Origin of the sequence: Micromonospora halophytica (assembly GCF_900090245.1) — a bacterium.
In the GTDB taxonomy this organism is placed as follows: domain Bacteria; phylum Actinomycetota; class Actinomycetes; order Mycobacteriales; family Micromonosporaceae; genus Micromonospora; species Micromonospora halophytica.
Genome location: NZ_FMDN01000017.1, coordinates 75,632 through 96,826, shown reverse-complemented (window position 1 = coordinate 96,826; position 21,195 = coordinate 75,632). Strand labels below are relative to the sequence as shown.

The window sequence follows — 21,195 nt, the reverse complement described above, 5'->3', positions numbered from 1 at the left end:
GATTCCTCAGTGTGCTGGGTCTACCCGCTCACGTGACCGCCTGCCTCTTCGATCTGGACGGTGTGCTGACGCAGACCGCCAAGGTGCACAACGCCGCCTGGAAACAGACCTTCGACGCCTTCCTGGCGCGTCGGGCGGCGGCCACCGGCGAGCCGTTCCGCCCGTTCGACCCCGGCCCGGACTACAACCGGTACGTCGACGGCCGACCCCGCGCCGACGGCGTCCGCACCTTCCTCGCCTCACGCGGCATCGTGCTGCCCGAGGGGGGCCCCGACGACCCACCGGACGCCGACACCGTCCACGGCATCGGCAACCGGAAGAACGTCGTCCTGCTGGACCGCATCCACCACGACGGAGTCGACGTCTACCCCGGCTCGGTGACGTACCTGCGGGCGGCGGTCGCCGCCGGGCTGCGCCGCGCGGTCGTCTCGGCCAGTGCCAACTGCCGGGACGTGGTGGCCTCGGCCGGCCTGGAGCCGCTGCTGGAGGCGCGGGTCGACGGCCTGGTCGCCCGCGCCGAAGGGCTGCGCGGCAAGCCGCACCCGGACACCTTCCTGGCCGGCGCGACGCTGCTCGGCGTCGAACCGGCCGCCGCCGCCGTCTTCGAGGACGCCCTCGCCGGGGTGGCCGCCGGCCGGGCCGGCGGCTTCGGGTACGTGGTCGGTGTCGACCGGGTCGGCCAGGCCGACGAGCTGCGCGCCCACGGCGCCGACGTCGTGGTCACCGACCTCGCCGACCTGCTGAAGGGGGCGGTGGCATGATCCGCGAGCGCGCCTATCCGGTCGAGCCGTGGCACGTACGTGAGACCCGGCTCGACATGGACGTGCTGGCCCAGTCCGAATCGGTCTTCGCGCTCTCCAACGGGCACGTCGGCCTGCGCGGCAACCTCGACGAGGGCGAACCGCACGGCCTGCCCGGCACCTACCTCAACTCCTTCTACGAGCTGCGCCCGCTGCCGTACGCCGAGGCCGGCTTCGGTTTCCCCGAGTCGGGGCAGACCGTCGTCAACGTCACCAACGGCAAGCTGATCCGGCTGCTGGTCGACGACGAGCCGCTCGACGTCCGGTACGGCGAACTGCTCGCCCACGAGCGCATCCTCGACCTGCGCGCCGGCACCCTGCACCGCGAGCTGCACTGGCGCTCTCCGGCCGGGCGTCAGGTCAAGGTGCGCAGCACCCGGCTGGTCTCCTTCACCCAGCGGGCGGTCGCCGCCGTCAACTACGAGGTCGAAGCGGTGGACGGGCCGCTGCGGCTGATCCTGCAGTCCGAGCTGGTCGCCAACGAGACCCTGCCGGCGCAGAGCCGGGACCCCCGGGTGGCGGCCGTGCTGGAGTCCCCGTTGCAGGCCGAGGAGGAGCTGACCACCGACGACGGCGGGCTGCTCATCCACCGCACCAAGGTCAGCGGGCTGCGGGTGGCCGCGACGATGGGCCACGACGTGCACGCCCCGGGAAAGACCACCATCGAGTCCGAGGGGTACGAGGACTGGGTACGCACCACCATCGGCTGCGTGCTCCAGCCCGGCGAGAAGCTGCGGGTGGTCAAGTACCTCACGTACGGCTGGTCGAGCCGGCGGTCGCTGCCGGCGCTGCGCGACCAGGTCGGCGCGGCGCTCGCCGCGGCCCGGCTGGACGGATGGGAGAGGCTGCGCCGCGAGCAGCGGCAGTACCTCGACGAGTTCTGGGACGCCGCCGACGTGCGCGTCGAGGGTGACCCGGAGGTGCAGCAGGCAGTGCGCTTCGGGCTGTTCCACGTGCTCCAGGCCGGCGCCCGGGCCGAGCGGCGACCCATCGCGGCCAAGGGCCTGACCGGGCCCGGGTACGACGGGCACGCCTTCTGGGACACCGAGATGTTCGTGCTGCCGGTGCTCACCTACACCCAGCCGTCCGCCGTCCGGGACGCCCTGCACTGGCGGCACGCCACCCTGGCGCAGGCCCACGAGCGGGCCCGGACGTTGAACCTGAAGGGCGCAGCCTTCCCGTGGCGCACCATCGAAGGTCCGGAGTCGTCGGCGTACTGGCCGGCGGGGACCGCCGCCTTCCACGTCGCCGCCGGCATCGCCGACGCGCTGCGCCGCTACGTGCTGATCACCGGCGACGAGCAGCTGGAGCGGGAGATCGGGTTGGAACTGCTGGTGGAGACGGCCCGGCTGTGGCGGTCACTCGGCCACCACGATCGGCACGGCCGGTTCCACATCGACGGGGTGACCGGTCCGGACGAGTACACCGCGGTCAAGGACGACAACATCTACACGAACCTGATGGCGCAGCGGAACCTGCTCACCGCCGCCGAGTGCGCGATGCGTTTCCGGGACGAGGCGATCGACCTCGGGGTGACCGAGGAGGAGGCGGCCGAGTGGCGTGACGCGGCGAACGCCATGCATCTGCCGTACGACGAGGGCCTGGGCGTCCACGAGCAGGTGGAGGGCTTCACCCGGTTGCAGGAGTGGGACTTCGGGCACACTCCGCCGGAGAAGTACCCGCTGCTGCTGCACTACCCGTACTTCGACCTGTACCGCAAGCAGGTGGTCAAGCAGTCGGACCTGGTGCTCGCCATGCACTGGCGGGGGGACGCCTTCACCGACGTCGAGAAGCTGCGCAACTTCCTCTACTACGAGCGGCGTACCGTCCGGGACTCGTCGTTGTCGGCCTGTACCCAGGCGGTGGTGGCCGCCGAGGTCGGTCATCCCGAGCTGGCCCACCGCTACCTGCGCGAGGCCGCGCTGATGGACCTGCACGACCTGAACGAGAACACCCGGGACGGCGTGCACATGGCCTCGCTGGCCGGGGCGTGGATCGCGCTGATAGCCGGGTTCGGCGGGCTGCGCGACCACGACGGAACGCTGTCCTTCTCGCCCCGGCTGCCGAGCCGCCTGGGTCGGCTGGAGTTCTCACTGCAGTGGCGGTCGATCAGGCTGAAGGTGGACGTCCGCCCGCACCAGACCACGTACTCGGTGCGCAACGGCGGTCCGGACACGGCGGTCGAGCTGCGTCACCACGGCGAACTGGTCCGGGTGACCTCCGCCCTCCCGGTCACCCTCCCGGTCCCCACCCCGGATCCACCCGGCCCGACACCCGAGCAGCCCGTCGGCCGAGCCCCCCTCATGCACCTCCCGGAAACCCGCACCTGATCCTGCTCCGCCCCCGCCGTTGATCATGAAGTTGGCGGCGGTGTCGATCTCTCCGACTGCCGCCAACCTCATGATCAACTCTTGAGTGAGTGGGCCGGGTGGGTCAGAACTGGCGGCCGTTCGAGGGGCGGCCGGCGGCGTCGCGCGGGGTCATCGCGCGCGGGTCGTCGGCCGTACGGGCCTCGGCCGCCTCGTCCGCCCAGTCACGGTTGCGCTCGGCATCCTGCTCGTGACGTTCCTGCTCGGCGGTACGGGTCTGCTGGCGGGACTTCCGCTCGGCCATGGCGATCCTCGCGATCCGTCGGGGCGCGGCTGCGCCGGTGCTGAGGTCACCCCGGGCCTTCCCGATCGCGCCGGACGCAAACGACGCCGCTCACGACTTCAGGTGACCCGCGAGGCCGAGCCGCCGCACCCGGAACTCCTCGGCCCGCGCCCGGTCCGCACGCGTGGACGGAGGAGGTGGAGCTTCAGGCGTAGTCCTGCCGGATCTGGTCGTCGACGCCGGGCGGGGCTTGAGGTCCGCCGGGCGCGCCTTCCCGGTCGGGGTCACACCGGCCCGGTCGAGCGCCACCCGGTCGGGGTGACACCGGCCCGGTCGCCGGTGTCCGGGCAGGGGATAACGCGCCGCTGCGGCGGGTAACCACTGCGGGCCGTCACCCCGACCGGGTGGCGGACAGCGACGGGATCGGAGGGCGCGGCATGGCTACACGCGGGCAGGTGAGCATCCCGGTCGGCGCGGCCGGCCTGCCGGCCGACATCGACGGGCCGGACGACGCCACCGGGGTGGTGCTCTTCGCCCACGGCAGCGGCAGCTCCCGGCACAGCCCGCGCAACGTGGCGGTGGCCCGGACGCTCCAGCGCCGCGGGTCGGCCACCGTCCTGGTGGACCTGCTCACCGCCGAGGAGGACGAGGTCGACGCGGTGACCGCCGAGCTGCGGTTCGACATCGGCATGCTCGCCGACCGGCTCGCCGGGATCGTCGACTGGCTCGGTGCCGAACCGTCGCTGGGGCGGCTCCCGGTGGGGCTCTTCGGGGCGAGCACCGGCGCGGCGGCGGCCCTGGTCGCGGCGGCGTCCCGTCCCGACCGGGTGGCGGCGGTGGTCTCCCGGGGCGGGCGTCCGGACCTGGCCGGCTCGGCGCTGTCGGCGGTACGCGCGCCGACGCTGATGTTGGTCGGTGGCCTCGACGAGCAGGTGATCGCCCTGAACGAGCAGGCCGCCGCCGCGCTGACGGCCCCGCACGAGCTGCGGATCGTGCCCGGCGCCACCCACCTCTTCGAGGAGCCCGGCACCCTGGAACAGGTCGCCGACGCGGCAGGCGACTGGTTCGCCAGTCACCGTGCCGTCCCCGCCTGACACCGTCCGCCCGCTGTCCGCGCTGTGCGCGCTGTGCGCGCTGTGCGAGCTGTGCGCGTCTCCCGCGCTGTCCGCAGCAAGATCGTGCTAAATCCTGGTTGTAGTGGTGTCGACCTTGGCCGAGGCCACTACAACCAGGATCCAGCGCGATCTCCGGCTGGTCTGCCTCGGCCAGCCCGGCCTGCTCAGGCCGGAGCAGGCCGGAGCAGGATTCGCTTGCGGGTCAGGCGGGTCAGGCGGGGGCGGCGGGTGGAGGTTCGGTGGTGGGTTCGGTGGCCTTGCGGTCCCGGTGGCGTTGGACGGTGTCGACCACCCGGTAGGTGACCGCGGCGATCGGCACCGAGACGAAGGCGCCGGCGATTCCGGCGATCAGCGTGCCGGCGGTGACCACCACCAGGATCACGGCGGGGTGCAGTTGGACCTGCCGCTTCATGACCAGCGGTTCCAGCAGGTTGCCCTCGATCTGCTGTACGGCGATCACCGCGGCCAGCACCAGCAGTGCCGTGGCCGGACCCTTCGCGGCCAGCGCCACCAGTACGGCGACCGTGCCGGCCACCGTCGCCCCGATGATCGGCACGAAGCCACCGAGGAACGTGATCAGGGCCAGCGGCAGCGCCAGCGGCACCCGGAGCACCACCAGGGCCAGTCCGATCCCGATCGCGTCGATCGCCGCGATGATCATCGTGCCCCGGCTGTACGCGCCGAGCGTGTGCCAGCCCGCCCGGCCCGCCTCGGCGGTCACCTCGCGGTTCGGACCGGTCAGCCGGCGCAGCACCCAGCGCCACATCGTGCGGCCGTCCTTGAGCAGGAAGAACAGCAGCACCAGGGCGAGCAGCGTGGAGCCGGCCACCTCGGCGGCCGTCCGTGCCCCGCCGACCGGGTCGAAGCTGCCGCCGAAACCGGCGCGCACCTGCTGGATGAGCCTGTCCAGTTGCGTGTCGCTGATCGGCAGGGTGGTGGTGACGAAGTCGCGGCTGCGTTGCAGGCCCTCGCCGAGTTCCTCGCTCAGCTCGCCGAACTGCGCGGCGGTCAGGTTCCACGCCAGCACGCCGACGCCGACCAGGATGCCGAGCAGCAGCAGGAGGGTGAGTAGCGCGGCCAGTGCCGCCGGCACCCGCAGCCGGCGCAGCCCCGACCGGACCGGGTCGAGCAGCGCGGTCAGGAAGAGCGTCACCGCCAGGGCGATGGCCAGCGGCGCGAGCAGCACCGCCACCTTGCCCAGCAGGTAGAGCCCCACCACCACGACCACCAGGCAGGCGCTCCACACCACGGCGCTGCGGACCAGCCAGGGCAGCGCCCCCCACGCCTGTCGCGGCTCCGGCCGGGCACCCGCCGCACTCACCTCGGGCGTACGCCCGTCACCGTTCTCGACCACGTCGGTCCTCCTTGGTGTCGCCGGGTCGATACCCGACGATGGCCGTTGCGACACCCGTCGCGTTCCGTGGGCGAATCCGGGTGAACTGCGGCCCTCCCGGCGACGGCCGGACGCGTCGGCCGTCGGTGTTTGCGCCACCGACCCGAGGGAAGGCAGGCAGGTGACGAGATGAGGAGGACGCCCGTGAGTGACTTCATGGACAAGGCCAAGGACTTCGCCGACAAGCACGACAAGCAGGTCGACCAGGGCCTGGACAAGGGCGGCGACTACGCCGACCGCCGTACCGGTGGCAAGTACGACGAGCAGATCGACAAGGGCGTCGACATGGCGCAGGCGCGTACCGGTGAGGGCGACCAGGGGCGCTGACCTCGTACGTCCGCTGCCGGGTCACCCGTGAGGTGGCCCGGCAGCGGTGTGTCCGGGTCTGGTGCGTATCGACCACTCTCGCTACTATCCGCAGTCGGGACATGACTCGCTGTCGAGTCGTGTGACAGCGGACCGGTCTGCCCGGCGCGGCGGGCCGCCGACGAGAGGGAGCCACCCCGGTGACCGACACTTCCCAGGCCACGATCCCGAAGCGCTACCCGTTCAGCGATCCCCATCGGCTCGACGTCGACCCCCGGTACGCCCTGCTGCGCCGCGACGAGCCGTTGACCCGGATCCGGATGCCCTTCGGCGAGCCGGCATGGCTCGCCACCCGGTACGCCGACGTCCGCACGGTGCTGGCGGACCGGCGGTTCAGCCGGTCCGCCTCCATCGGCCGCGACCAGCCCCGCAACACCCCACGCCAGGCCGACGAGGGCATCCTCGCGATGGACCCGCCGGAGCACACCCGGTTGCGCCGGCTGGTGGCGAAGGCGTTCACCGCCCGGCGGGTGGAGGAGCTGCGTCCGCGTACCACGGCGGTCGCCGACGAGCTGGTCGACGGGATGCTTGCCGCCGGGCCACCCGCCGACCTGGTCGCCCACCTTGCCACCCCGCTGCCGATCCGGGTGATCTGCGACCTGCTCGGCGTGCCCGTCGCCGACCAGGGCCGCTTCCACACCTGGTCGGAGGCGATCGTCTCGACCACCTCGCTGAGCCCGGAGACCGCCGAGAGCTACATCGACCAGCTGCTGGGCTACATGGCGGGGCTGATCGCGCAGCGGCGGGAGACACCCACCGACGACCTGATCGGCGCGATGGTCCGGGCGCGGGACGAGAATGCCGACCGGCTCACCGAGGACGAGGTGATCCGGCTCGCCGCCGGACTGCTCGCCGCCGGCCACGAGACCACCGTCACCCAGATTCCCAACATGGTGTACGTCCTGCTGACCGAGGAGGGCGGCTGGGAGCGGCTGGGTAACGACCCGACCCTGGTCCCGAAGGCGGTGGAGGAGTTGATGCGCTTCATCCCGCTCGGCGCGACCGCCGCCTTCCCCCGGTACGCCACCGAGGACGTCGAGCTGGGCGGGGTGCTGGTCCGGGCGGGTGAGCCGGTGGTCGTCTCGCTGCACTCGGCAAACCGGGACGAGCAGGTCTTCGCCGACCCCGACCGGCTGGACCTGGCCCGGGAGGACAACCCGCACCTCGGCTTCGGGCACGGCGTGCACCACTGCGTCGGTGCCCAGCTCGCCCGGATGGAGCTCCAGGTGGTGCTCGAGACGCTGCTGCGCCGTATCCCGGGGCTGCGCCTCGCGGTGCCCGTGTCGGAGCTGACCTGGAAGAGTGGCCTGCTGGTCCGGGGCCTGACCGCCATGCCGGTGCAGTGGTGAGCGGGGAGGAGCCGGGCGGCTGGCGGGTGTTCGTGGACTCGACCCGGTGCATCGGGTCGGGGATCTGCGCGGGCGCCGCTCCCGGTCACTTCGTGCTGGTGGACGGGCTCTCCCGGCCGCTGAAGGAACTGATCGACCCGGCGGACGAGGTGCTGGACGCCGCCGAGTCCTGCCCGATGGAGGCCATCATCGTGTCCGACGTGGGGGGCGGCCGGATCGCGCCGGAGCCGTGACCCGGCACCGGACGGCGCACGGCCACGTCCCGGGTGGAGCCGGGGCGTGGCCGTGCGTACCCGGGTCGGTCAGTGCCGCCGCTTCTCGCGCAGCTCCTGCATCGAGGCCGGAGGGGTCCAGCGGACGGGCCGTGCGCACCGTTGTCGCGACCGTCGCCCTGCCGTACGCTTCTGCTCGGCCCGCCCTCACGGTCTCCAGTGAGGAGCAGTCATGCCCTTGAACCGCCTGTTGACCCTCGGGGTCGGCGCGGGCGCGGCACTCGTGCTGAGCGTGCCGGCGGTCGCCGTCCCGGCCTCGGCGGCCCCGTCCCACCACCGCACCGGCGGCAGCCTGGTGCTCGTCGGCGGTGCTCTCGCCGACGACAACGCGACCATCTACGGCGACATCGTCCGGCTGGCCGGCGGCCCCGGCAGGGCCCGGATCGGCATCTTCACCGCCGCCGCCCCGGTGCCGTCGGAGGACCCCGACGCCGGCACCCCGGACTGCAACAACAGCGTCTGCAACGGCGACTACTACGCCGCCCTGTTCGAGAAGTACGGCGCGGTCGACGCGCAGTGGATCCCGATCGACCTGGACCGTCCGGCGGCTGCGGACGACCCGGCCGTGGTCCGGCAGATCGACTCGATGACCGGCTTCTTCTTCGGCGGCGGCGACCAGTACCGCTACGTCACCACGATGACCCGGGGCGAGGCGCAGCGGGACTCGGCCGCCCTGGCGGCCGTGCGTCGTAAGTTGCGCGGCGGCGCGGTGGTCGCCGGCACCAGCGCGGGCGCCCAGATCATGGCCGGCCGCGACATGATCACCGGCGGCTCGACGGAGCCGGGGCTGCGGGACGGGGCGAAGCCCGGCTACTTCGACGACCCGGGTGTGCTCGGGTACCTGCCGAAGGGTGGCTTCGGCTTCTTCACCGAGGGCCTGCTGGACACCCACTTCTCCCGCCGGGGACGGGAGGCGCGCTCGATCCGGCTGGCCGCCGACACCGGGCACGACCGGGTGTTCGGGCTGGACGAGAACACCGCGCTGGAGGTGACCGGGGTCGGTGGCCGGCACCGGTCGTTGCGGGTGCTCGGCCAGCGCGGGGTGAGCGTGCTCGACCTGCGTCGCGCGTCGGTGACCAGCACGGACGGCGTCTGGGGCGTCGAGGGTGTGCGGTGGACCCGGCTGACCGAGGGTGACCGCTACCGGGCCGAGCGCTGGCAGCCGGTGATCGCGCCAGGCAAGGAGAAGGTGTCGCCGGCGTCGGGCGAGTGCACGGTGCCGCCGTCGGACGACGTCTTCTACGACTACGCCCTGGTCGGGCTCGCCGAAGGGCTGGTCGACCAGGCGGGCTGCACCTCGACCTCCGGCACCTCCTACGAGAAGGACCCGCAGTTCGCGGGCGAGGTGACCCGTGGCCCGCGCTTCGCGGGGTACCGGTCCGGGGAGGCGACCTCCTTCGTCGACGCGGTGATCGGGATCCGCCCCGCCGGCTGACGCCCTGACCGTCCGGTGGTCGCCGTGTGTCGACGGCACACGGCGACCACCGGCGTGGCGGCATCGGGTCGTCTGCGCGCCGCGCCACCGCCGGCCGTCACCTGGCTGTAACAGAAATTACGTCTTGAGCAGAGAACTTAATAGATGTAACTTCTGTTTCATCGATCCGTGGCCCCTCGGAGGTGCCCATGTCCCCCTTCCGCAACCGCCGCCGCCTGTCGGTGGTGGCCGCCGCCGCTGTCCTGACCACCCTGGCCCCGGTCGGGGTCACCGCCGCCCACGCCCAGGTCACCCGCATCCGGCAGGGCAGCGCCGCCGACGTGTCCCGGGCCGCCTGGTCCGGCCCGGCGTACACGATGAACGGTTCGGGCGGCATCGTCACCGCCACCATGTCCCGGGCGATCGACGCGATCCGGGGCGGCACCGGCACGATCGACGTGGTGGTGATCGCCGGCTCCGGCACCACCACCCCGGAGTGCGACGTGATCACCGGCCTGGCCGGGGTGAACTCCTGCACCACGCTCACCCTGACCGCCACCCGCGACGGCAACGACGCACAGGTCAACACCGACGTCCGTAACGCTGAGTTCGTCTACTTCGCCGGCGGCAACCAGTGCAACTACGTGGCCTGGAAGGGCACCGCGCTGGAGGCGTCCGTCGAGTCCGTGGTGGCCAAGGGCGGCGGGGTGGGCGGCGGCAGCGCCGGGCACCACGTCAACAGCGACATCGTGTACGACGCCTGTGCCGCCAGCACCACCTCGGCGATCGCCCTCGACGACCCGTACGACCGCTCGCTGACCTTCACCACCGGCATGTTCCGGTGGCCGCACTACGCCGACACGGTCAACGACTCGCACTTCGTCGAGCGGGACCGGATGGGGCGCACGATGGCCTTCGTGGCCCGGGCGATCAAGGACGGTCGTACCAGCGGCGGTAAGGCGTGGGGTGTCGGGGTGGACCGGGACTCCTCGCTGCACATCGACCGCAACGGCCTGGCCACGCTCAGCGGCGGCAGCGCGTACGTCGTGCTCGGCGACCACCAGCCGGAGGTGGCGGTGGCCGGGCAGCCGCTCACCTACTCCAACTTCAAGATCTGGAAGTTGACCAACGGTCAGACGTACGACTTCGCCAACCGGCCGACCTGCGGCTACTACCTGAAGAGCGTGAACGCCGGCATCCCGAGCAGCAACCTCTACAGCGGCACCCCGGTCACCGACTGCACGACGCCCCCGCCGCCGCCCCCGGGTGGCGGCAGCTTCACCGAGGTGGAGCCGAACGACTCGCGCAGCGCCGCCAACGACGTCTCCGGGCACAGCTACCCGCTGACCGTCACCGGCGACATGAAGAGCAGCAGCGACCGGGACTACTACGCGTTCACCCTGAACAGCAGGCAGAAGATGACGGTGGCCTGCGCGGTGCCGACCGCGTACGACGCCGACATCTATCTGCTGGACTCGGGCGGCAGCACGGTGACCCGCTCGGTGAACGACGGGGCGGGCGTCGACGAGTCGGCCAGCCTGACCCGGCGCACCTCCGGTACCGGCACGTACTACCTCGACGTGGAGGCGTACTCCGGCTCCGGTACCGCCGACTACACCTGCACCCTCACCAAGTCCTGATTCGCACCCCCCGGCGGGCGCGGAGCGGGCTCGGCCCCGCTCCGCGCCCGGCTACGCTCAGCGCGTGTCGAACCCCGATCTTGTCGATGAGCCGCAGGGCGTGGGCGTCGCGGCGCTGATCCGGCAGCGGCTCGGTGAGTGCAGCCCCGCCGAGCGGCGGGTGGCCCGGACGCTGCTCGCCGCGTACCCCTCGGCCGGTCTGGGCACCGTCGCCGCGCTCGCCGAGCGGGCCGAGGTCAGCGCGCCCACCGTGCTGCGCTTCCTGGCCCGGCTCGGCTTCGGTGGGTACCCGGAGTTCCAACGGGCGTTGCGCGACGAACTGGCCGAGCGGGAGACCTCCCCGTTGTCGGCGTACCGGGCGGCGGAGCGCACCGGATCGCCGCCGGAGGGCGCGTTGCCCCGCGCCGCCGCGACCCTGCCCGAGGCGGTCGCCGGCACGCTGGCCGAGTTGCCCCAGGGTGAGTTGGACGCGGCGGTACGCCTCTTCGCCGACCAGCAGTCGCGGGTCACCGCGGCCGGCGGCCGCTTCTCGGGGCTGCTCGCGCACTACCTGGTGCTGCACCTGATGCAGGTGCGTGGCGGCAGCCGGCTGCTCCCGGCGACCCCGGTGGAGCGGACCGACATGCTGGTCGACGTGGGCCGGCGGGACCTGTTCGCGCTCTTCGACTTCCGCCGGTACGAGGAGCCGACGCTCGCGCTGGCCCGGGAGGTCACGGCGCGGGGCGCGAAGGTCGTCCTGTTCACCGACCGGTGGCTCTCCCCGGTGGCAGGGCTGGCCGAGGTGGTGCTGCCCAGCCGGGTCGAGTCGCCCTCGCCGTACGACAGTTTCGTGCCCGCGTTGGCCCTGGTGGAGACCCTGGTGGCGGCCGTGATCGACCGGCTCGGGCCGGTCGCCGGCACCCGCCTCAAGGCGATGGAGGCGGCGCAGCAGACGTACGGGAGCGCCTGAGCCGCGTTACAGAAAATCGTAACCTCGCTGAAACCGTAACGTGCGTTACAGTCCGGGGGCTGGTTCGTTCTGGCCCCCGGAAGGACACCTCATGCGCATCCGCCACTTCGCCCTGGTCGGCGCGACCACGGCCCTCCTCGTCGCCACCGCCGCCTGCGGCGGCACCACCACCTCGGAGTCGGGCGGCGGCGACGCCGCGCCGGTCTCCGTCACCATCGACGGCGTCGGCGCGGTCACCACCGACACCGCGCTGGCCGGGAAGGTCCCGGCCGACGTGCGCGCCCGGGGCACGATCACCGTGGCGACCAACGCCCCGTACCAGCCGTTCATCGACTTCAAGGTCGAGGGGAAGAACGACGAGTTCAAGGGCCTCGACCACGACCTCTTCCAGGCCGCCTCCGCCCGGCTGGGCCTGAAGGCCACCTTCACCCAGCAGCCTTTCGACGGCCTCGTCCCCGGCCTGCAGGCCGGCAAGTACGACGCCATCGCCGGCGGCATCACCGACAAGAAGGAACGCCAGCAGGTCGCCACCTTCGTCGACTACTCCGCCTCCGGCACCGGATTCCTGGTCAGGACCGGCAACCCGGCCGGCGTGAAGACCGTCGCCGACCTCTGCGGCCGGACCGTCGCCGTGCAGAAGGCCAGCAACCAGGCGAAGAACCTCGCCACCTACGCCAAGGACAGCTGCGCCGGCAGGAAGATCGAGGTCAGGGAGTACCCGGAGAACCCGCAGGCGGTGCAGGCGCTGATCGCCGGCAACGTCGAGGTGGTCGCCGCCACCCGGGTCAACCTGGTGGACACCGCCGCCACGCTCGCCGGCAAGGCCGAGCTGGTGGCCGACCCGTCCGCCCCCAACGGCTGGCTGGCCAGCCCGAACGGGTTCGGTTTCCTCAAGGCGAACAAGGAACTGGCCGAGGCGTACCGGGCGGCCGTGCAGAGCCTGATCGACGACGGCACCTACGGCAAGATCCTCGCCCAGTGGAAGCAGACCCCGATCGCCATCGAGCAGGCCACCATCGACCAGGCCATCGACTGACCCGGCGGGCCACCACCCCTTGAGACCGCGGTCGCCGGGCGTCCTCCGAATCCGTGAGGGCGGGCCCGGAGAGGCGCCCGGCGACCGCCGCACCACACCCTCTTTCGTTCGCGACCGCGGGCCCCGCTGCGCTGCACTCCTCGCGCTCACCGGGCCCCGCCGCAGGAGGCACCGCAATGACGAGCGACACCGAGACCGTACGGGTGGTGCCCGTACGCCACTACGGGCGCTGGCTGACCGCGCTGCTCGTGGTCGGGCTGACCGTCCTCTTCGTCCGGGCGCTGCTGGACAGCCCCAACCTCGAACCCGGCACGGTCCGGGAGTACCTGTTCAAGGACTACGTCCTCGACGGCGTGGTCACCACGCTCTGGCTGACCCTGCTGGCGATGGTGCTCGGCACCGTCGGCGGGGTGGTGCTCGCCGTGATGCGGCTGTCGGCCAACCCGGTGCTGCGCGGCGTCTCGTGGGGCTTCATCTGGGTCTTCCGGGGCACCCCGCTGCTGGTTCAGATCATCTTCTTCGGGTTCCTCGGGGCGCTCATCCCGCGGCTCACCCTGACCGTGCCGTTCACCGGCACCGTCCTGTTCGACAAGCCGACCAGCGTCGTGGTGACCGGCACGGTCGCCGCCGTGCTCGCCCTGTCGCTCAACGAGATGGCGTACGCCGCCGAGGTGATCCGCGGCGGCATCCTCGCCGTCGACGCCGGGCAGACCGAGGCCGCCGCCGCGCTCGGGATGAGCCCGGCGCTCACCCTGCGCCGGGTGGTGCTGCCCCAGGCGATGCGGGTCATCATCCCGCCGATGGGCAACGAGACGATCACCATGCTGAAGTCCACCGCCCTGGTGTCGATCATCGCCGGCCGGGACCTGATGACCGCCGTGCAGACCGTCTACCAGAACAACTACAAGGTCATCCCGCTGCTGGTGGTGGCCGCCATCTGGTACCTCGCCCTGGTCAGCCTGCTGTCGGCCGGCCAGTGGCTGATCGAGCGGCGCTTCGGCCGCGGCTTCGCCCGGGGAGGCGTCCGATGACGGTGACCGACGTGACGACGAGGACCGCGACCCGGCCCATGGTGCGCGCCGAGGGCGTGACCAAGCGGTACGGCCCGGTCGAGGTGCTCAAGGGCATCGACCTGACCGTCGCCCCCGGCGAAGTGACCTGCCTGCTCGGCCCCTCCGGCTCCGGCAAGTCCACCTTCCTGCGCTGCATCAACCACCTGGAACGGATCGACGGCGGACAGCTCTGGGTCGACGGCGAACTGGTCGGCTACCGCCGGCACGGCGACAAGCTGTACGAGCTGAAGGCCCGCGAGGTGGCCCGCCGCCGCCGGGACATCGGCATGGTGTTCCAGCGCTTCAACCTCTTCCCGCACCTCACCGCCCTCGCCAACGTCATCGAGGCCCCGGTGCGGGTGCTCGGCACCCCGCGGGAGCGGGCCAGGGCCGAGGCGGCACGGCTGCTGGAGCGGGTCGGCCTGGCCGACAAGGCCGGCAACTACCCGGGCCAGCTCTCCGGCGGCCAGCAGCAGCGGGTGGCGATCGCCCGGGCGCTCGCCATGCACCCGAAGCTGATGCTCTTCGACGAGCCCACCTCGGCGCTCGACCCGGAACTGGTCGGCGACGTGCTCGACGTGATGAAGGGACTCGCCGCCGACGGCATGACCATGGTGGTGGTGACCCACGAGATGGGCTTCGCCCGGGAGGTCGCCGACAACGTCGCCTTCCTCGACGGGGGAGTGGTCGTCGAGTCCGGCACCCCGGCCGAGGTGCTCGGCGCCCCGAAGCACGAGCGCACCCGCGCCTTCCTGGACAAGGTGCTCTGATGGAGGCCCTGCTCACCGCAGCCGGCGACCGGCTCGGGGCGTACCACGAACGGCTGGCCCGACTGGTCGCCGTGGACACCGGCTCGGGCCAGGTGCAGGGGCTGCGGGAGGCCGCCGACCTGGTGCAGACCTGGTGCCTGGCGGCCGGCATGGCGGTCGAGCGGGAGGCGGTCGCCGACCCGGCCGGAGCGCCCCTCGGCGACGTGCTCGTCGCCCGCCGTCGCGGGCCGGGACGGCGGCGCATCCTGCTCGCCGGTCACCTGGACACCGTCTTCCCACCCGGGACGGCCGCCGCCCGGCCGCTGCGGATGCACGACGGCCGGGCGTACGGGCCGGGGGTCAGCGACGACAAGGGTGGCCTGCTCGCCGGGCTCGCCGCCGTCGAGGTGCTGGCCGCCCTGGGCCGCGAGGAGTACGCCGAGCTGGTGCTGGTGTGCACCCCGGACGAGGAGATCGGTTCCCCCGGCAGCCGCCCGGTGCTGCGTACCCTCGGATCCGAGGCCGACGTGGCCCTCTGCCTGGAGTGCGCCCGCGACAACGGCGACCTGGTGTCGGCCCGCAAGGGCGTCGCGGACCTGGAGATCACGCTGCGCGGCCGGGCCGCGCACGCGGGCATCGAACCGGAGCGCGGGGCGAACGCGCTGCTCGCCGCCGCCCGGCTCACCGTCGCGCTGGACGCGCTCAACGGGCGCTGGCCCGGGGTCACCGTCAACGTCGGGGTGCTGGAGGCCGGCGGCCGGCCCAACGTGGTCGCCGACCGGGCCCGGATGCTTGTCGACCTGCGGGCCTGGCGGACCGCCGAGTACGCCGCCGCGCTCGCCGAGATCCGCCGGCTGGTCGCGGAGCCGGCCGTCACCGGGGTACGCGCCGAACTGGCCGTGCACGCGCCCACCCCGCCCTGGGAGCCCGGCCCCGAGGACCGTTGGCTGACCGAACTGGCCGGCAAGGTCGGCGCGGGACTCGGGGTGCCGGTCTCGCACACCGCCACCGGCGGCTGCGCCGACGCCAACCTGCTCGCCGAGGCGGGCGCGACGGTGCTCGACGGGCTCGGCCCGATCGGCGGGGACGACCACAGCCCGGCCGAGTGGCTGGACCTGGACTCGGTGGTCCCCCGGGTGGCGCTGCTCGCCGGCCTGATCGACGAGGTGGCCCGGCGCTGACCCGGGCCCGGATCGGCCCGCCTGCGGTTGATCGACTCCAAGTCGCGTGAATGGCGGTCTCTGGCCCGTTCGGACACCGCCACGTCGCCGACACGGAGTCGATCACGAGCGCTCGCGGTCGCGACGACGCGAGGGCCGGTCTCCCGCTCGGGGAGACCGGCCCTCGTCGCTCACACGTCGGATCAGGAGCTGTAACCGCGGCCCGCGATCCAGTTGGCCAGCTCGGTGATGTCCATCCAGTACTCCGGGGCGTCCGGAGCGGCCGGGTCGGAGATCTTCACCGTGTTGCCGTCGTCCTTGTACTCGACCACGGTCAGGTAGTGACCGGGGTAGCTGTGCTCCTTGCCGTCGACGTCGACCGCGCCGCCGAGGATGTTGGCGACGACCGGCTCACCGGCGTCCACCGCGGCCTTCACGTCGGCCCGCAGCCGCTCGACCTGCTCCTTCGAGGCCTCGTCACTGCTGATCTCGGTGGTCTTGTACTTGCCGCCGGTGTACTCGTTCAGCACCCGGGTGATGTCGATCGCCGAGTCGGTGCCGTTCACGGTGGTGCCGAGCTTCTCGGCCAGCTCGTCCTGGCTGACCGCCTTACCGTCGGCCGACAGCGCGATCCGCGTCGACGCCGGGCCGCAGTAGTAGAAGTTCGGCTGCGCCTCGTACTCGTAGCCGGCCTTGCGCGCGCCCTTGCCCTGCTCGGACACGACCGACGCGGCGGCCCTCTCGGCCGGCGTGGCCTGCGCGGCCATCGCGGGGCCGGCGATGGCGCCACCCGCCATGACCAGGCCGGCGACGGAAAGCATGCTGTTGCGGAGGCTGAGGTTCATGTCGAAGCTCCGTTCGGGGGTTGACGCCCACGTCACTCCGGACGCGCACGCAGCACCTTCAGGGCGCTCGGATCATCAGGGGATACGGCGGCGGTGGCCCTCGGCCCCGCTCACCGGGGAGGTGACGACCGGTGGCCCGGGCCGTTCCGGCCGTCCGCCGTGCTGCTCGGTCGTACGCAGGGTGTAACGACCGGGGGTGGGCGGTGATTCCGCCGGGCGGGTGGCACCGGTCACCGTCCGTGACTGGACGTCGAGGTACGGGCCACGCCGCGCGGAGTGCCGGGGCCGGGTGGTCAGGAACCGGACACCGGGGGCAGACTGCCCATCAGGCGGGTCACGGCGATCTCGATGACGACCCGCTCAGGGTTCGGGCGGGGCTGCCGGTAGCGCTCGGCGTAGCGGCGTTCGGCGTCGGCCACCGATCCGGGATCGGTACGCAGCACCGCCCGCCCCTCGAAGGTGAGCCACCGCCGGCCGTCGACGTGGCACACGGCGACCGGGGTACCCGCCGGGCCGGCGGCAGCCACCTGCCGGGCCTTCGCGGAGCCGCCCGAGGTGATCACCCGGGCGGTGCCGGTGCCCGGGTCGAAGGTGACCCCGACCGGGACCACATGTGGGGTGCCGTCCGCGCGCAGCGTCGTCAGGGCGGCCAGGTGCCGCTCCCGGCAGAAGGCGACCACCCGCACGTCGTGCGGGTCCAGCCGATGACCGCCTGCCATGTCGTCCCCCCGTCTTCCCGGACCGGCGCCCACCCGCCCGACCGCAGCGCACGCCGAGCGACCGTGGCGGCACAGGTGCCGGAGTCGCCCCGGCTCCGACCGATCATGGCACGGGACGGCGTACCCGGTCCTGGCCAGGAGGAGTGTCCGGCTGGCTGGGCAGCTCTGCGGCGGTGGCCCGGCGCTGACGGGCCAGCCGGGTCAGGTAGATCAGCGCACCGGCGAGGACCCCGACGTCGTCCAGGTAGATCGGGTCGGGCAGCACGTCGACAGGGAAGACCGTGTAGATCAGCGCGCCGTAGAAGGCCACCTTGCCACCGACGCCGAGGGTGCCGAGCATCCGCCGGGCGCGGACCACCCGGACGGCCAGCAGCACCGCGCCGACCAGCGTCGCCAGCGCCAGAACGCCGCCGATGACGACGAGCACCACCATCTCCCGGGACACCCCGCCACGCTAACCCACCCGCACCCCACCCACCCGCTCGCCCAGCCTCGCGTGGTGATCAGGAGGTTCGCGGCGACGCGCTTTCCAGGACGCAAACCTCTCGATGACCGGGGAACAGCAGCGCGGGGAGTGGGGTGGGGCAGAGGTCAGTAGGCGGGGACGGGGGCGTGGCCGCGGGCGGTGGAGGCCGGCTCGTGGGCCGGCTCGGCGGCGGGGCGCCGGAGCTCCGGCATCGGCACCACCGACTCGATTTCCTCCGACCGGCGGTCGAGCGCGGCGAACGCCTCGTCGCGCAGGCTGCGCGCCGCCGCCGCGGCCAGTTCGGCCGCCCGCCAGGCCTCACGCTCCCGATCCACGGCCCCCCGGTGCCGGGCCGCCAGGTTGTCCCGGATCGCCCGGTGGAGCACCAGCTCCTGCTCCACCGGGTGGCGTCGGGGGTCCCAGCCGTTGCGGTGCGCGAAGACGTCGCTCAACTGCTCGACCGAGAGCTCCTTGCGCCAGTACGCGTCCAGCGCGGCCCGGTGCAGGAACCGCTCCCGGTCGGCGTACTCGGCCGGGGTCTGCGCCGTGTGCGGCAGCGGCATGGCGGCGGCGGCCGAGAGCCGGCGGACATCCGCCTCAGCGGCCTCGTACGCCGCCCAGGCCGCCTCGACCTCCTCCTGCGCGGCCAGCCACCCGGCCCGGCACCGCTCGGCGGTGGCCCCGGCCCGCCGGGCCGCCACGGCGATCTCCTCGGCGTACCGGGCGCGTTCCCGCTCCTGTTCGGCCAGCTCGACGTGGCTGGGCAGCGCCGCCTGCCGGATCCGGCCGGTGACGGCGGAACGCAGCCAGGCGGGGCGGGCGACCAGGGCCCCCACGGCGACGGCCGCGACAGTGAGCAGGACCAGCCAGATCACGGCGGCGGCGGGGACGTCGGGCAGGACGGAGGAGAAGACGGTCTGCATCACCAGCACCTCACGGCGGGGATCGTTGTGGACGACGAGCAGGTGCCCGGCAGGGGCGAGGTGGGGCGGGCGCGGTCGACGTACCCGCACGGGGTCGCCACCATGCGTGGCGGCCGGCGACCGGGGACGCCGCGGCGCTCAGCGCCGGGGCGGACCGCGCCGGCCGGTGGCCTCCCGGACCGGATCCGTCGTCGCCGCCGGGACCGTCGAGGGGGTCGACTCGTCGGCGGGCACGATGTCGCGCCGGGTCGGCAGCGGCCGGGCGGCGGAGGCGTCCGCGACCTGCTCGTGGATCGACTGCCGGGAGGCGGTGGGCGGCAGCTCGGCCGCCCTGGAGAACGCCACGCCCGGCCCGCCCGGGGCGGCGACGGCCGGACCGGCCGCGAAGGCGCCGACACCGACGGCGAGCACCAGGACGGTCACCGCCAGCCGGGTGAGATCGCGCAGCGCGCGCAGCGTCGCCGTCCAGAGCGGGCGGGAGGTCGCTACGGGCACGACTCCAACCTATCGGCACCGCGCCGTCCGCGCAGCGGTGCGACGGCGTCGACCGGGGTGACCCGGGCCACGCCGTGCCCTGTGGACGCAATGGCCCACCCGGAGCGTCTCCGGGTGGGCCATTGTGGTCAGGTCAGCTCAGCGGTCGCCGCCGAGCACCGGCGGCGCGGTCGTGCCGCCGTCACCCCACACCATCTCGTCCTCGGTGAGCCAGGTCATCCGCTCGTCGGAGTCGTCCTCGCCGTGCTGACCCCGGCCGCCGATCACGCCGCTGCGACCCGCGCCGCCCGCCATGGCGGCCCGGTTCGCCGAGCCGGCGCGCGCACCCGCTCGGCCATCGTTACCGCCCGCGCCGGGTTGACCGGAGGCCAGCCGACCGGTGCCGGCGGCGGAGCGGTTCTCCATGCCGGTCGGGGCACCGGGGCGGCTCGGCGTGGTGGCCGCCGCCCGGCTGCCCGAGGAGGCCAGCGCGCCGGTGCCGAGCACCCCGCCGGCCACGAGCCCGGCAGCGCCCCCGAACATCGAACCCGAGCCGGTGCCCGGCCCGCCGGTCGTCGTGGGGCTCGCGCCGGCCAGGCCGGAGCCGCCGCCGACCCCACCGGTCGCCGGGCCGGCGCCGGCGAGCGAGGTGCCGGTGCCGGCGTCGATCACGCCCGGACCGCCCGTCGTGGCGCCGCCGGAGCCCTCGCCGCCCGTGCCGGCACCGCCGGAGGCGGTGCCCGGGCCCTGGGACACGCTGCCCGCGGTGGTGGCGGTGGCGCCGCCGCCGGGCCCGAACGCCCCCGTGGTCGGCGCGGACGCCGGCGTGTTCACCGCCGGCCCGTGCTGCGTCGGCACGCCGCTGCGGTCGGCGTCACCGGGCAGCCGCGTGGGCGGGGCCGGCGGGTCGACGATCCGCCCGTAGCGGGCGACCTCGTAGCCGGCCGCCAGGTCGGCGACCACCTCCACCATCCGCTGGTGGGCCTTCTCCTGCTCGGCCTTGTCCTGCTGGTGGCCCATGATGCCGCCGACGATCATGCCCGGCACACCGAGCATCGCGCCCTTGGTCGCCCCGTCGATCGCCTTGTCGTGGTCGTCGGTGGCCTCGGGGCTCTCCGCCTTCTGCTGCGCGGTGCGCAGCTGGCCGGCCATCAGGTTCAGCGCCTGCCGCACGTCGGCCGCGCCCTCGGCGAGCTCGGTGGAATAGCGCACGACCAGCGACAGCCGGTCGTGGAACTCCCGGGCCGCGTCCCCCGTCCAGGCCGGAGCCAGCTTGTCGAGGTCGGTGTCGAGGTCGCGGGCCAGGTTGTCGAGAGTTTCCCGCAGCGAACTCCACTGGCTGGCCAGGCCCTCCACCTGCTGCGGGTCACCGGCGCGCACCGCGTCGTAGAGCTCGCGGTGGCTCACGTGCTGGTAGCGCTGGGTGTACTCAGACACTGCGGTCCCCCCGCTCCTTGAGCGCCTCGTTCACCCCGTTCAGCGCGGCGGCGATGTCGTTGGCGTTGGCCGCGTTACGCGCCTCGGTCGTGCGGTAGTTCGTCATGATCGTGTTGGTGGCGGCCCGGGACGCCTCCACCGCTCGGCGCAGCCGCGCCACCCGCTCGGCGTAGCTCGCCTGGATCTCGCTGTAGCGGCGGGCGTTGCCGGTGCCGTCGGCGAACGATCCGAGGGCCGGCGGGCGGCACTGCAACTCGGTGTTCAGCTTCTTGAGGGCCGCCTCGGCCTGGGTCAGCCGATCCGCCAGCCGCTGGTGAAAGTCTTCCAAGGACAGTACGTCGACTGTCGTACGCCCGGTCATGGCAGCATCCCCGTAGTCCATAGTCGATACCGTCGGCTTCAGGTTAGTCGACCGACGCCAGCCCGGGCGACCCGTCGATGTGC

The 21,195-nt window shown here is 73.2% G+C and carries 22 protein-coding genes; 13 read left to right on the top strand and 9 right to left on the bottom strand.

Annotation, left to right across the window (positions count from 1 at the left end):
• Positions 1-11 precede the first annotated feature (11 nt).
• Both GA0070560_RS20600 and GA0070560_RS20595 read left to right on the top strand, forming a co-directional pair.
• Complete coding sequence (locus GA0070560_RS20600; RefSeq protein ID WP_091300405.1) at positions 12-761, top strand: beta-phosphoglucomutase family hydrolase; 750 nt, start codon at positions 12-14, stop codon at positions 759-761.
• Positions 758-3,130, top strand: a complete 2,373-nt coding sequence (locus GA0070560_RS20595; RefSeq protein WP_091300402.1) for a glycoside hydrolase family 65 protein — start codon at positions 758-760, stop codon at positions 3,128-3,130. Before GA0070560_RS20600 ends, GA0070560_RS20595 begins: the two co-directional genes overlap by 4 nt.
• Positions 3,131-3,233: 103 nt before the next feature.
• Here GA0070560_RS20595 and GA0070560_RS20590 read toward each other — a convergent pair whose 3' ends face one another.
• Positions 3,234-3,413, bottom strand: a complete 180-nt coding sequence (locus tag GA0070560_RS20590; protein WP_091300398.1) for a hypothetical protein — start codon at positions 3,411-3,413, stop codon at positions 3,234-3,236.
• 416 nt (positions 3,414-3,829) lie between these two features.
• Between GA0070560_RS20590 and GA0070560_RS20585 the strand changes: the two genes are divergently transcribed.
• Positions 3,830-4,486 carry a dienelactone hydrolase family protein gene (locus tag GA0070560_RS20585; RefSeq protein WP_091300529.1) on the top strand — a complete coding sequence of 219 codons (657 nt, stop codon included), beginning with the start codon at positions 3,830-3,832 and terminating at the stop codon, positions 4,484-4,486.
• A gap of 232 nt (positions 4,487-4,718) precedes the next feature.
• On the opposite strand, the gene GA0070560_RS20580 is transcribed toward GA0070560_RS20585, so the two are convergent.
• A complete protein-coding gene (locus GA0070560_RS20580; protein WP_245675624.1) occupies positions 4,719-5,861 on the bottom strand; it encodes an AI-2E family transporter in 1,143 nt (380 codons plus the stop codon).
• A 183-nt stretch (positions 5,862-6,044) separates the two neighbouring features.
• On the opposite strand from GA0070560_RS20580, the gene GA0070560_RS20575 reads away from it, so the two are divergent.
• From GA0070560_RS20575 to GA0070560_RS20530, 10 genes are all read left to right on the top strand, one after another.
• Positions 6,045-6,227: an antitoxin gene (locus tag GA0070560_RS20575; RefSeq protein ID WP_091300393.1), complete on the top strand. Its 183-nt coding sequence runs from the start codon at positions 6,045-6,047 to the stop codon at positions 6,225-6,227.
• Between the two features lie 179 nt (positions 6,228-6,406).
• Entirely contained in the window at positions 6,407-7,615 is a 1,209-nt protein-coding gene (locus GA0070560_RS20570; protein WP_091300390.1) for a cytochrome P450, read from the top strand.
• Entirely contained in the window at positions 7,612-7,848 is a 237-nt protein-coding gene (locus tag GA0070560_RS20565; protein ID WP_091300517.1) for a ferredoxin, read from the top strand. The genes GA0070560_RS20570 and GA0070560_RS20565 overlap by 4 nt, the downstream gene beginning before the upstream one ends.
• Before the next feature lie 211 nt (positions 7,849-8,059).
• Positions 8,060-9,322, top strand: a complete 1,263-nt coding sequence (locus tag GA0070560_RS20560) for a cyanophycinase (protein ID WP_091300386.1) — start codon at positions 8,060-8,062, stop codon at positions 9,320-9,322.
• Between the two features lie 188 nt (positions 9,323-9,510).
• Positions 9,511-10,941 (top strand): pre-peptidase C-terminal domain-containing protein, encoded by a 1,431-nt coding sequence (locus GA0070560_RS20555; RefSeq protein ID WP_091300383.1) that lies wholly within the window; start codon positions 9,511-9,513, stop codon positions 10,939-10,941.
• 64 nt (positions 10,942-11,005) lie between these two features.
• Entirely contained in the window at positions 11,006-11,890 is an 885-nt protein-coding gene (locus GA0070560_RS20550; protein ID WP_245675623.1) for a MurR/RpiR family transcriptional regulator, read from the top strand.
• Between the two features lie 91 nt (positions 11,891-11,981).
• Positions 11,982-12,926 (top strand): transporter substrate-binding domain-containing protein, encoded by a 945-nt coding sequence (locus GA0070560_RS20545; protein WP_091300375.1) that lies wholly within the window; start codon positions 11,982-11,984, stop codon positions 12,924-12,926.
• Between the two features lie 176 nt (positions 12,927-13,102).
• A complete protein-coding gene (locus tag GA0070560_RS20540; RefSeq protein ID WP_091300371.1) occupies positions 13,103-13,957 on the top strand; it encodes an amino acid ABC transporter permease in 855 nt (284 codons plus the stop codon).
• Complete coding sequence (locus GA0070560_RS20535; RefSeq protein ID WP_091300368.1) at positions 13,954-14,748, top strand: amino acid ABC transporter ATP-binding protein; 795 nt, start codon at positions 13,954-13,956, stop codon at positions 14,746-14,748. The genes GA0070560_RS20540 and GA0070560_RS20535 overlap by 4 nt, the downstream gene beginning before the upstream one ends.
• Positions 14,748-15,908 carry a M20/M25/M40 family metallo-hydrolase gene (locus GA0070560_RS20530; RefSeq protein ID WP_091300364.1) on the top strand — a complete coding sequence of 387 codons (1,161 nt, stop codon included), beginning with the start codon at positions 14,748-14,750 and terminating at the stop codon, positions 15,906-15,908. The genes GA0070560_RS20535 and GA0070560_RS20530 overlap by 1 nt, the downstream gene beginning before the upstream one ends.
• Positions 15,909-16,090: 182 nt before the next feature.
• Here GA0070560_RS20530 and GA0070560_RS20525 read toward each other — a convergent pair whose 3' ends face one another.
• From GA0070560_RS20525 to GA0070560_RS20495, 7 genes are all read right to left on the bottom strand, one after another.
• Positions 16,091-16,732 carry a C39 family peptidase gene (locus GA0070560_RS20525; protein ID WP_091300361.1) on the bottom strand — a complete coding sequence of 214 codons (642 nt, stop codon included), beginning with the start codon at positions 16,730-16,732 and terminating at the stop codon, positions 16,091-16,093.
• Positions 16,733-17,025: 293 nt separating this feature from the next.
• On the bottom strand, positions 17,026-17,451 hold the full coding sequence (locus GA0070560_RS20520; protein ID WP_091300357.1) for a pyridoxamine 5'-phosphate oxidase family protein: 426 nt from the start codon (positions 17,449-17,451) through the stop codon (positions 17,026-17,028).
• Between the two features lie 103 nt (positions 17,452-17,554).
• Positions 17,555-17,896 (bottom strand): YkvA family protein, encoded by a 342-nt coding sequence (locus tag GA0070560_RS20515; protein WP_091300354.1) that lies wholly within the window; start codon positions 17,894-17,896, stop codon positions 17,555-17,557.
• Between the two features lie 146 nt (positions 17,897-18,042).
• On the bottom strand, positions 18,043-18,930 hold the full coding sequence (locus GA0070560_RS20510) for a hypothetical protein (protein WP_342670430.1): 888 nt from the start codon (positions 18,928-18,930) through the stop codon (positions 18,043-18,045).
• 48 nt (positions 18,931-18,978) lie between these two features.
• Complete coding sequence (locus tag GA0070560_RS20505) at positions 18,979-19,335, bottom strand: hypothetical protein (protein WP_091300350.1); 357 nt, start codon at positions 19,333-19,335, stop codon at positions 18,979-18,981.
• Positions 19,336-19,473: 138 nt separating this feature from the next.
• On the bottom strand, positions 19,474-20,751 hold the full coding sequence (locus GA0070560_RS20500) for a WXG100 family type VII secretion target (RefSeq protein ID WP_091300345.1): 1,278 nt from the start codon (positions 20,749-20,751) through the stop codon (positions 19,474-19,476).
• A complete protein-coding gene (locus GA0070560_RS20495) occupies positions 20,744-21,079 on the bottom strand; it encodes a hypothetical protein (protein WP_245675622.1) in 336 nt (111 codons plus the stop codon). Before GA0070560_RS20495 ends, GA0070560_RS20500 begins: the two co-directional genes overlap by 8 nt.
• Positions 21,080-21,195: the final 116 nt, after the last annotated feature.